Raw genomic sequence first — 10,364 nt, forward strand, 5'->3', positions numbered from 1 at the left:
CGCCCGCCGAGTTCCGTGATCAACATCAACCGCAGACCTCTAGTTTTGGCTGGCATTGAATTAGGGGGAGTCGACAGTGTCACCTCGCCCAAAGCTGCCCCGGGCAAAACACGCGCGGTAAGGGCATCAGCTGATATGCATGCAAGTCGTCATGACGCCATGCATGCTCGACGCTTACGTAGCTTGTATGCATGGCCTCTGGTTTCATTGACACTTGAGGGGCACTGCGTTTTAGCCGCTAAAAAGTGGCAGCTGCGACCGACGAGGTGAAGCCGGGGCGCATGGCCTGAGTGCCCGACGCCTTGCGCGCCTCAATCCATTCCTCGATCTCGGTCAAGTCCCAGGCGACGTTTCGGCTGGTGAGTGCGATTCGACGCGGGAACTCCCCGCGCTGCTCCATGTTGAAAATCGTGCGCTCAGACAGCGGGATCATCGCCAGCAGTTTCTTGCGATTGATGAGCGTCTTACTTGTCGTTGCCTGCATCCCCTGGCCTCTTTCAGTCAATTGCGAACATGTGCCTGATGGTGCCCGGCAATTCAGGTCAGATCGGCCAAATAATTGTTCACTTTGGTTGACAACGAAAAAGGTCGGGGAATGAGCGCGCCTACCACTTCTTCAGGTGAAACGTTGCAGGGATTGATGCCAGCGCCTTAAGGGTCTTAGATACTGCTTGGCGCGTCAGCGGCCGTTGATCGTTACTTGAAAGCTGTTCTGCAATCTCTGACTGATTAAGCCCGGAATACTGGAGCAACAAAATCTTCTTCTTGGTGTCCGACAGCTTCGAGTCCACCATCAATCGCGCCAGGTTGCGTAGCTCAGTCAGGTCGGCTGGCTGTAAGGTCTGACTCAGCATGTAGTGAAAGAAGTAACCATCAACCAGTTTGTCGCCTGATGCCGCTGCATGGGGTCTGGATCGCTTCGCGCATTGCCGGGTAAGTCTTGCCAATTCGAGATCGAATTGCGCGATGGATCGTGTTACTTGTCTATAGGCAGGGTTCGCTGCGCCGTTCAGCAGCTTGGGCTGATGAGCTACGCAGTACAGGCTGCTCAAGCGAAGTGAGTCAGCGGCTCCGCGCAATTGAGACTCATCGCCTACAAACGAAGCCAGCTCGGTAAGCGCTCCGCAAAATCGGCAAAATCCTTGCCGGCGTCTTCCATTCAAGCCGCGTGCCTTGCCATCCGGGCCGAGCAGTGGCGATTCGACTGGTTGCTTGCGGGCGCAGGCCCATATCAGCTCAAACAGCGATTCGACGGTAGCTGTAAACCGTTTGTCCCTTGCGCTTGTGCAGTCCTCCTGGCGGATGAACTTCCGGAGTAGTTCCCGTTGCAGGAGAACCATCGCATCAAGTCCCACCAGTCGAATGATTCCGCTGAAACTCACCCCTGTTCCTGCTCCGGGGATATGGCCCAAGTAGCGTTGCGGCAGCGTCGCCGTGTACGCAGCCACAGCGGGGTCAATGAGTTCCTGTATCAGCCCAACGATGGGGTAGCGCCGCGAGGAGGCGGAATACGGCCGCCAGCGATCCTCGAACTGCTCGATGGCTTCCGAGACAGTGGGATCGCAGCCTTCCCAGGTGACAATGGTTGTATCGTTCTTCATGTCAACCATTTTGGACAACTAATAAGATGTAGGCAATACCCATAACACCTAACCTTCGTAGCAATTCGGTTGATAACGGAGGTTTACGCAATGACGATAGAAGACACGCTGCTGCAACGCTTCGGCCCGCTACTGAGCATGGCGCAGCTCGCCTCTGTCCTGGATCGATCACCGGATGGACTGCGGGTCAGTTTGCGCACGGCGAGCGAATGGGCGGGGGAAATCAACAAGGCTCGCTTCAAGATCGGTCGGCGCGTCTACTTCCGAACCTCGCAGATCGCCGAGGTGTTGAGCGACGAGTCCCTATACGGAACGGGGAACTAAGTCGTGGCGATTGACGTCCTGGCGGCGTTCGAGTGCGAACCGCCGGTGCTGGACTTCATATGGCCGGGCTTCCTGGCTGGAACCGTGGGCGCGCTCGTTGCTCCAGGAGCCACCGGTAAGAGCTTCTGGGCGCTGGAAGCGGCCATGAGCATCGCATGCAGCGTTGCCGGCGGCGACCTTGTGGGCCTGGCTCCCGCACACTCCGGGCGCGTGGTTTATCTGGCTGGGGAAGACCCGCCGTCCGCGCTTGTGCGGCGCATTCACGCCATCGGCCAGCACCTCGGACACGCAGCACGCCAAGCCATCGCAGAGAACCTTGCGCTTGAGCCAATCATGGGTAAGCGCTTGAACGTCATGGACGAGGCTCACTTGCGCCGCGTCATTGAGTACAGCGCCGGGGCCAGGCTGATTGTGCTGGACACCCTGAGCCGCATCCACGCCCTCGATGAGAACAGCAATGGCAGCATGGCCCACCTCGTGGCCGTATTCGAGCAGGTCGCGGCTACCACGGGCGCATCCGTGCTCTACCTGCACCACGTCAGCAAGGGAAGTGCCCGCGAAGGCCAAACCGACCAGCAGCAGGCCGCGCGTGGCGCTTCCGCGCTGATCGACAATGCCAGGTGGTGCGGTTACGTCGCGCGCATGACTGAGGACGAGGCGAAGCGCCTTAGCGACCGCGCCCATGACCGGCAGCCCATCGGCAATGAGCGGCGAGGCTACTTCGTGCGTTTCGGCGTTAACAAGCAGAACTACGACGCTACGACGCTTGATCGCTGGTACATGCGGCACGCAGGCGGCGTTCTGGTGCCAGTGGAGCTGCATGAAGCCAGCAAGAATGAAGAAAAGGGGCGTGATGGCCGGAGGCGAAGCGATGGCTTTTGACCTTACCCATGCCCGGCACGATCCGATGCATTGCCTGGTCCCCGGTTTGTTCCGCAGTCTCAAGCGCGGCGAACGGAAGAGGCTCAAGCTCGATGTGACGTATCACTACGCCGAGAATGAACAAGCGCGGTTTGTCGGCTTCGAGCCTCTTGGTGCTGATGACATGCGGCTGCTACAAGGTCTTGTGGCTCTTGGAGGGCCGAAGGGCATCATCTTGACGCCAGATCCAACAGCAGAGTTGCCGAGGCAACTGCGTCTATTCCTTGAGCCGAAGTTCGAAGCGGTAGGGCAGGATGCGCTTGTCGTGCGAGAGAGCATGACAAGCCTGCTAGCCGAAATCGGCTTGACCGATGGCGGCGACAATATAAGGGCGATCAAGGCGTGTTTGCTGCGAATGGCAAACGTGACGGTGGTAGTCACCAATGGGATTAGGCAAAGGTCTTTTCACTTGATGAGCTACGCCTTCGACGAAGAGGACGGACGGCTATTCGTCGCGTTGAATCCCCAGATTGCAGAGGCGATTCTTGGGCGGCGCCCGTATACCCGCATCGAGATGGCCGAGGTGCGGGCGCTACAAACCGACCCGGCCCGCCTTATTCACCAACGGCTATGCGGCTGGATCGATCCTGGCAAAGCCGGGCGCGTGGAACTCGATACGCTTGCTGGCTACGTCTGGCCGGACCAGGCGAACGCCGAGGCTATGAAGAAGCGCCGCCAGAAAGCGCGCAAAGCTCTGGCCGAGCTTGCTACCGTGGGCTGGAAGGTGAGCGAGTATGCAGCAGGGAAGTGGGGAATTGGCAGGCCGAAGCCCGTAGTAACGTTCCCCAAGCGCCGTAGCAATGTTCCCTTTCCTCCGTAGCAACGCTCCCCGCCTCAAACCGGAAAACACAGCAATGGCGCGGGCTTGCGGCTAGTTCGCAAGTTCCATCCATGATCTTCCAGGATCATCTACTAGGCGCGGTACTTGCCGCCGCCCTGTAGGGCGACGCCAGGTCCTTGCCATGGTCGGTCTTCAGCCGTTGAGTTGTACGCCAGGAGGAGTAGCTCGGCCGCACCATTATTAGCGGCTAAAAACGAAGCGCCCCTCAACTGTCAATGAATCGGTGTTTTATGTTGTAGCGCGCTACAACATACAACAAGCGCCATTCGCGGCCAGGCCGCGAACGTTGGACCCGACTTTGGCGGTGCTTCAGGATCGTCGTCCCAGGCGAGGCTTGCGTCTAGCGCCGCTTTCGACGATGGCGGCCGAACGGTTCATTGACACTTGAGGGGCCACCTCGCTGCCGATTATCTATGGACCAACTCCCTTCTGGCGTTCAACTTGTCGGTGATGCTGAATGGCTGCCCTCGCTGTCTTGGGGCACGTTATAGGCTCCCGCTTCATGTCAACCATTTCGGCCAATTATTGGAATGTTGCGCAGGCTGGCACTCCGTAACCTGCGCAGTAGTTCAGTTGATAACGGAGGTTTACGGATATGGCGACGACAGAAAGCAGCTACCCCGCCGAGTTGGCCGCACGGCTCGCTCTTGAGCAGCAGGCCTCGCAGATCAAGCGCAGGGACTACCTGGCCACTTTCATGGCGGCGCGCTCAGACGTTAAGAAAGCGATAGAGGCCGGCTACGCGCTCAAGATCATCTGGGAGCACATGCGCGAGATCGGGCGCATCCCTTTTCGATATGAGACGTTCCTGAAATACGTTCGCCAGCACATCACCCATGCACCGCCTGGCTCCATCAGTCACGGCAGCGCGAAGTGAGGAAAAGCCCCGTGCTCAATCGCTGCAAGTGCGTGGCCGAAACACTGCTATCGGTTGTTGGATCGCTGCAGGCGCGCGGAAATGGGGCATTTCTTTCAATCCTCGCGCTGCTGGCGCGCTGTTGCGAAGCAACGGTGCGCTTACAGCGCGAAATTCGATGACTCATACGAGGCAAAAACAAGGCCGTAAGGCGGGCAGGATAGGTGAAGTAGGCCCACCCGCACGCGGGTGTTCCTACTTCACTGTCCCTTATTCGCACCTGCGGTGCTCAACGGAAATCCTGCTCTGCGAGGCCGGGCCGGCTACCGCCGAAGACTTGGAACGCCAGAGAGATAGGCCGCAGCCGCCCTTGCCTGGATGATGTCATTTGTGCTATATTGAAGTCAATGAAGTCACATATGAGGTCTTGACTATGGCAATCCTGACAGTGCGGAATGTGCCCGACGAGGTGCATCGCGCTCTGCGCTTACGGGCCGCCGAGCATGGCCGCAGTACAGAGGCGGAGGTCCGCGAGATTCTGGAGAGTGCAGTTAAGTCAGAAAAGCGCATCCGCATCCGCATGGGCGACGCGTTGGCGGAGCTTGGCCGCCAAGTAGGGCTGACAAACGATGATTTCGCAGTGTTGGACCAGGTGCGCGACAAGGTGCCGGCAGAACCGATGAGGTTTGAATGATTGTCTTGGATACGAATGTAGTCTCCGAGGCGATGAAACCCGAACCCAACCCGGCCGTGCGAGCTTGGTTGAATGAGCAGGTAGCGGAAACCCTCTACCTGTCTAGCGTGACGCTTGCCGAACTGCTGTTCGGCATCGGCGCGCTGCCGAACGGGAAACGTAAGAAAGGCCTGGGCGAAGCCCTGGACGGCTTGCTCGAACTGTTCGGCGAGCGGGTGCTGATGTTCGACACCGAAGCGGCTCGCCATTATGCCGAGCTGGCGGTGAAGGCCCGCACAGCCGGGAAGGGTTTTCCAACACCTGACGGATATATTGGGGCTATTGCGGCCTCCAAGGGATTTATCGTAGCAACACGCGACACCAGCCCTTTCGAAGCGGCTGGGCTTACTGTTATCAATCCTTGGAACCATCAGTAAATCCAATCACTACTTGACACCGTGATCTGATCAAAAAGGCCGGGCTTCGGTGTCGCCCAGGTCAATCACCGGTAGCTCCGTGGCGCAGCTACGCGATGAACCCTTGAACAAGGGCGCTTGCTCGAGGGTGCAGCCATTTATCGCGAGGTAATGACCATGAAGCAGCACGTTTTAGCGGCTAAAATCGCTTTCTCCATAGGCCTCACTGTTGGCGTCGCCTCAATGCCTGCGCACGCGGGCATCCCGGTCATTGACGGAACCAACCTGTCGCAAACGACCGTCACCGCGATTCAACAGGTTGCGCAGGTCCAGAAGCAAATCGAGCAATACCAGACGCAGTTGCAGCAGTACGAAAACATGCTGCAAAACACGGTCGCGCCCGCGGCCTACATGTGGGATCAGGCACAGACCACCATCAACGGCTTGATGCAGTCCATCGACACCCTGAATAACCTCACCAATCAGGCCGGCAGCCTGGACGCTTACCTAGGCAGGTTCCAGGACGTGTCCTACTACAAATCCTCGCCGTGCTTCACCTCGACCGGCTGCTCTGACACCGAACGCGCGGCGCTGGAAAAGACCCGCGCCTTGGCTTCACAGTCGCAAAAGGCTGCAAATGATGCGCTGTTTAAGGGCATCAAAGATCAGCAGGAAAATCTAAAGTCGGATGCGCGCCAGCTCGAACGGCTGCAATCGCAGGCGCAGGGCGCAAAAGGGCAGATGGAAGCCATCGGATATGCAAACCAGATTGCCAGCCAACAATCCAACCAGCTCCTGCAAATCCGTGGCCTGCTTCTCGCGCAGCAAAACGCCATCGGTGCGCAGTTGCAGGCCCAAACCGACCGTGAGGCGCAGCAGGAAGCCGCGCATAAGGCATCGACGGAACCCAGGATCGGGAAGACTCCCAACCCGAAAAACTGGCTGCAAGTGAAGCCGTAGGAGGGCCAGAACATGAAGAAATCAACGGTCCTCTTGACCGCCGTTCTCGTCGCATTGGTCGCCGGCTGCGATAACAAGCAGCCGGCCCAAATGCCCGAGGTGAACGCGGCAAACTGCGCGCCCGACCGCATCCAGAAAATCGAGGATCGGCCAACGCGCGAGCAGTTCGCCGGCGCGTGCTCCCGCCGGTCGGTGATTGCACCGACCGAAAATCCCAAGAACTGGCTGGAGGTGAAACCATGAAACGAATGGCGTTCGCCCTTAGCGTCGGCCTGGCCTTCGCATTGTTCTCAACGGACGCCTCGGCCGAGCTAACCAATCAGGGCATGCTTGACCAGGTGGTGACGGAATTCGCCAGCAAGGCATCGAGCTGGAAAACGGTCATCATGGATGCCGCGACGTGGCTTTTCTGGACCCTGGGCACGATCTCCCTGGTCTGGACGGGCGGCACACTGGTCATTAAAAGGGCCGATGTTGGCGAGTTCTTCGCGGAGTTTGTGCGCTTCATCCTGTTTTTCGGCTTCTACCTTTGGCTGCTGCGCAACGGGCCAGAAATCGCAGATGCGATTATTCAGTCGTTGCAGCAACTCGGATCGAAAGCCACCGGCGTATCGTCCGTGACGCCCTCCGGCATCGTCGATGTGGGCTTTATGATCTTTCAGCAGCACGTCAAGAATTCGTCCCTGTGGAGTCCGGTTGATACCGTCATCGGGGCAATTCTGAGCCTTGGAATCCTGCTGCTGCTCGCCACCATTGCAGTCAATATGCTGCTTGTTCTGGTGTCGTCCTGGTGCCTGATGTACCTGGGAATTTTCTTCCTTGGCTTCGGCGGCTCGCGCTGGACCTCTGATATGGCGATCAACTACTACAAGACCGTCCTCGGGGTTGGCGTCAACCTGCTTGTCATGGTCGCTCTGGTCGGGATCGGCAACGATCTGCTGACCGGGTTTTACGCCAAGATGGGCAAGGGCACGCTCAACTTTGAAGAAATGGGCGTGATGCTGGTTTTTTGCCTGGCCCTGCTGCTGCTCATTAACCGGGTGCTGCCTCTGATCTCCGGCATCATCACCGGCGGCGGCGTTGGCGCGGCCGGCGGCCTCGGTAACTTCGGAGCCGGCGCGGTTGTAGGTGCGGGCATGGCGGCCGCAGGCATGGCGGCGCAAGCTGTGGCCGCTGCTGCGTCCGGCGGTGCTTCCTTGGCCGCATCCGCCGCAGGCGGTGCGCAAGCCGTCATGGCGGCGGCCTCGGCGGCCGCTCAAGCCGCCGATGGCGGCGGCGGTGGTATGTCGAACGCAGGCGGCGGCGGGGAATCTGGCGGCGTTGGCGTTGGCGTTGGCGTTGCCGGCGGCGAGCCTATGGCCGCTGCATCCGGTGGCGGCGGCTCCCCGATGGCCCAAGCCGCAGGCGATGGGGCATCGGGCGGCAGCGGTAGCTCTGGCGGCGGTAGTTCCTCTGGTGGCGGAAAAGCCGGCCAGATCGCGAAAGGAACGGTCGCCAACCTCGCCAAAGGCATCGGCTCGATGGCGTCGGCCAAGGCCGGCAGCATGGCCGACGCGGCCAAGAGCCGGATTGCGGAAACCACCGGCGGCAAGCTCGCTGCGACGATCAAGGCGGCCAGCAGCTCGACCGCTGACAACAGCCCTTCCAGCTCGAATGACAATGCGCCGGCAGCCGCTGGCAATGATGAGGTTGCGGCGTTCGTAAATTGGCCGCAGACGACCTAAAGCGCGTCGGCCGACGATGCAACGCCGGCCGACACTTCCAATATCCACCTGTGAGAGAGGTGAAAAATGGCAACTGTACATCCTAACGAATTTTCCCAAGTCGTTCAGCACGCGGCAGCGGAATTGAACGCTATCGACTGGCTGGACCAGGCAACCGCCCGCGAGCTGGGGCCGCTGGCCGAAGCCACGGCCAACATGTTCATGGTGCTGTTCTACCAGGCCGAAACGGGCCTCGCGACACGCGATGACTTCCTGAAAGCCAGGACGCAGATTCAGAACGTTCTGAGCGCTCACAACGGTCGTTTTCAGTAAATCGGAGGCTTTATGGACTTTTTTCCCCCGCAATCATTCTCTGATCTGCTGATCGTCTGGGCACTGATGTTTGTCGTCATGCTCGGGTTTTATTTCCTCGGCCGGCTCATCTGGGCATTGGGTTTAGGCCCCCAGGCCACGGCGATCGCGGACAAGATGGAACGCATACAGCAGACCGTCATGCGGCCGACCGGGCAACGTCTGATCGGAACCGCTGACCAGCTTTCAAAGGTACAAGGCTGGCCTTTCCACAATCTCAACCGCCGCTAATCTTCCCTTCAAGGTATCCCGACAACAAGGGCGGCCAGTGTGCCGCCCTTGTTTATTTCGCCTTGTCTTCTCCAGGTGTGTCCTAGCTCATTTCGCCGCGTCCCTGGCCTTGTTGAGCCAGCCGGCCACGTCATCGACCTGGTAGGCTCGGAACTGGCCGCGTAGCACTCGCGACAGCGCAGACGTTGACAGGCCTACCACGGCGGCCGCCTGTTTTCTGGACCATTGCCGTGCCTTGATAGCGTCGTTCAGTTGCATGATTAGGCGCGACTTAGCCAGCATCCCCTCTGCGTCGGGTATGTCGAGATCGGCGTAGACATTGCCGCTGCTTCTGAAAAACTCAATATCGCCCTGGTCTGGCACGGATACGATAGATTTCTGACGCATGTGGCCTCCCTTTATTGCAGTCTGTCGCGGTCGCCGGTGAGGATTTTCCGATAGCCGCTATCCGTGATCCATTTTGCCCGTCTTAGATGATCTTCCCAGCAATGGCGGGTGCGCTCCGGTTCTGCCACAGGGTCACGGTGCAGCACGATTTGGGCGACTTCCTGCCAGTTCGCGCCGTCTGCCTCAACGTCGAGAAGCCGCATATAGGTGACAAAATGGGCCTCGTCGTAAGGGGGATCCTGTTGGACCACGGCACTCGTCGGCAACGTCAGGATCGACCTCGGGCATAGCCTGTCTCCGGTTCGTCAGGTGTGTGGGGTCGGTATGGCTGTTTCCCCTGGAGTGCCCCAGGTTTTTAGCCATACCATGACTTCGGCCAGCGTTAAATGCCGACCGTTGAGCTGGTAATCCTTCCAGGCCCGCAGCGCGTCATTCGTGAAGCTCTCCCGTGCTTGGTGGCGGTGCTCGTGTCCGTCCATCATGCCGCCACCTGGAAAATCTCCGCCAGCGAGCGGCGCACCGTCTGATGCATCCGCTCGCGCGTGGAAAGCGGCGCAGGCTCGGCGGTGTCGGTCGCAAGCTGGATGCGGAAGGCGTCGGGATCGCGGGAGGCATCCACCACCGTTTGCTTGGCGAAGCGGATCACTTCCGCGCCGCTGCATCCGTTTTCGCGGCAGGTAGCGAGAAAAGCCGCTTTCAACTCCGCATCGACGGGTATCGACATGCGGACCATCTTTTCCATCCTCTAATCCTCCTGGACGAGCCTAGCCGACAGCCGCGTCAGGAGGTCCATTCGCTCATGCAGAATCGCCACGATCAATGCTGCCGCATCTTCGCGCGGCAGGCAAAAGACGTAGTGATGTTCACAGCGGGCCATCCGCAGCGCCGGGTAGAGGGGCCGACGTGCCGATCCGAAGCGCCGCGGCCAGGTGATCGCCTTGCGCCGATCCGGCCACAGCATTACCAGGACGGCCAAGCTTGCCGGCTACAGTCCTGCACAGGTGGTAATCCCCCCACTTCTAGCGGTCGCCAGAAGTGGAGCTAAGTGGCCATCGCCAACTTCATGGCAGGCGTGATGC

16 protein-coding genes and 1 pseudogene are annotated in these 10,364 nt (G+C 59.4%); 11 read left to right on the forward strand and 6 right to left on the reverse strand.

Annotation, left to right across the window (positions count from 1 at the left end):
- Positions 1-238: 238 nt before the first annotated feature.
- Both LL972_RS20995 and LL972_RS21000 read right to left on the reverse strand, forming a co-directional pair.
- Positions 239-484 carry a helix-turn-helix transcriptional regulator gene (locus LL972_RS20995; RefSeq protein ID WP_228329236.1) on the reverse strand — a complete coding sequence of 82 codons (246 nt, stop codon included), beginning with the start codon at positions 482-484 and terminating at the stop codon, positions 239-241.
- A 121-nt stretch (positions 485-605) separates the two neighbouring features.
- Entirely contained in the window at positions 606-1,610 is a 1,005-nt protein-coding gene (locus tag LL972_RS21000) for a LuxR family transcriptional regulator (RefSeq protein WP_323134240.1), read from the reverse strand.
- Between the two features lie 81 nt (positions 1,611-1,691).
- Here LL972_RS21000 and LL972_RS21005 point away from each other — a divergent pair, with 81 nt between their 5' ends.
- The 11 genes from LL972_RS21005 (at position 1,692) to LL972_RS21055 (ending at position 8,898) form a co-directional block, all read left to right on the forward strand.
- On the forward strand, positions 1,692-1,925 hold the full coding sequence (locus LL972_RS21005; protein ID WP_228329239.1) for a DNA-binding protein: 234 nt from the start codon (positions 1,692-1,694) through the stop codon (positions 1,923-1,925).
- A gap of 3 nt (positions 1,926-1,928) precedes the next feature.
- On the forward strand, positions 1,929-2,807 hold the full coding sequence (locus LL972_RS21010) for a helicase RepA family protein (RefSeq protein WP_128417694.1): 879 nt from the start codon (positions 1,929-1,931) through the stop codon (positions 2,805-2,807).
- Complete coding sequence (repC, locus tag LL972_RS21015; RefSeq protein WP_429002215.1) at positions 2,746-3,666, forward strand: replication protein C, IncQ-type; 921 nt, start codon at positions 2,746-2,748, stop codon at positions 3,664-3,666. The genes LL972_RS21010 and repC overlap by 62 nt, the downstream gene beginning before the upstream one ends.
- Before the next feature lie 616 nt (positions 3,667-4,282).
- Positions 4,283-4,564 carry a TraK family protein gene (locus tag LL972_RS21020; protein WP_228329241.1) on the forward strand — a complete coding sequence of 94 codons (282 nt, stop codon included), beginning with the start codon at positions 4,283-4,285 and terminating at the stop codon, positions 4,562-4,564.
- 412 nt (positions 4,565-4,976) lie between these two features.
- The gene (locus tag LL972_RS21025; protein WP_228329242.1) at positions 4,977-5,237 is read left to right on the forward strand and encodes a FitA-like ribbon-helix-helix domain-containing protein; all 261 of its coding nucleotides are present in this window, start codon (positions 4,977-4,979) and stop codon (positions 5,235-5,237) included.
- Complete coding sequence (locus LL972_RS21030; RefSeq protein WP_005934647.1) at positions 5,234-5,653, forward strand: type II toxin-antitoxin system VapC family toxin; 420 nt, start codon at positions 5,234-5,236, stop codon at positions 5,651-5,653. Before LL972_RS21025 ends, LL972_RS21030 begins: the two co-directional genes overlap by 4 nt.
- A 156-nt stretch (positions 5,654-5,809) precedes the next feature.
- Positions 5,810-6,592: a P-type conjugative transfer protein TrbJ gene (gene trbJ / locus LL972_RS21035; RefSeq protein ID WP_228329244.1), complete on the forward strand. Its 783-nt coding sequence runs from the start codon at positions 5,810-5,812 to the stop codon at positions 6,590-6,592.
- 12 nt (positions 6,593-6,604) lie between these two features.
- Positions 6,605-6,835 carry an entry exclusion lipoprotein TrbK gene (gene trbK, locus LL972_RS21040; RefSeq protein ID WP_016849180.1) on the forward strand — a complete coding sequence of 77 codons (231 nt, stop codon included), beginning with the start codon at positions 6,605-6,607 and terminating at the stop codon, positions 6,833-6,835.
- The gene (trbL, locus tag LL972_RS21045; protein WP_228329245.1) at positions 6,832-8,316 is read left to right on the forward strand and encodes a P-type conjugative transfer protein TrbL; all 1,485 of its coding nucleotides are present in this window, start codon (positions 6,832-6,834) and stop codon (positions 8,314-8,316) included. The genes trbK and trbL overlap by 4 nt, the downstream gene beginning before the upstream one ends.
- 66 nt (positions 8,317-8,382) lie before the next feature.
- Positions 8,383-8,628, forward strand: a complete 246-nt coding sequence (locus LL972_RS21050; RefSeq protein ID WP_228329247.1) for a type I toxin-antitoxin system ptaRNA1 family toxin — start codon at positions 8,383-8,385, stop codon at positions 8,626-8,628.
- 12 nt (positions 8,629-8,640) lie between these two features.
- Entirely contained in the window at positions 8,641-8,898 is a 258-nt protein-coding gene (locus tag LL972_RS21055; protein ID WP_228329248.1) for a hypothetical protein, read from the forward strand.
- An 87-nt stretch (positions 8,899-8,985) separates the two neighbouring features.
- Here LL972_RS21055 and LL972_RS21060 read toward each other — a convergent pair whose 3' ends face one another.
- The 4 genes and pseudogenes from LL972_RS21060 to LL972_RS21835 all read right to left on the reverse strand — a co-directional run.
- The gene (locus LL972_RS21060; protein ID WP_228329250.1) at positions 8,986-9,285 is read right to left on the reverse strand and encodes a helix-turn-helix domain-containing protein; all 300 of its coding nucleotides are present in this window, start codon (positions 9,283-9,285) and stop codon (positions 8,986-8,988) included.
- Positions 9,286-9,296: 11 nt separating this feature from the next.
- Positions 9,297-9,551, reverse strand: coding sequence for a DNA -binding domain-containing protein (locus tag LL972_RS21065; protein ID WP_228329251.1), 255 nt, complete (start codon positions 9,549-9,551; stop codon positions 9,297-9,299).
- Positions 9,552-9,763: 212 nt separating this feature from the next.
- A complete protein-coding gene (locus tag LL972_RS21070; protein WP_228329252.1) occupies positions 9,764-10,027 on the reverse strand; it encodes a hypothetical protein in 264 nt (87 codons plus the stop codon).
- Positions 10,028-10,030: 3 nt separating this feature from the next.
- A pseudogene (locus LL972_RS21835) lies at positions 10,031-10,180 on the reverse strand (type II toxin-antitoxin system RelE/ParE family toxin); the annotation flags it as partial.
- Positions 10,181-10,364 lie beyond the last annotated feature (184 nt).

It is taken from the genome of Xanthomonas campestris pv. asclepiadis (genome assembly GCF_020784175.1).
GTDB classification, from domain to species: domain Bacteria; phylum Pseudomonadota; class Gammaproteobacteria; order Xanthomonadales; family Xanthomonadaceae; genus Xanthomonas; species Xanthomonas campestris_D.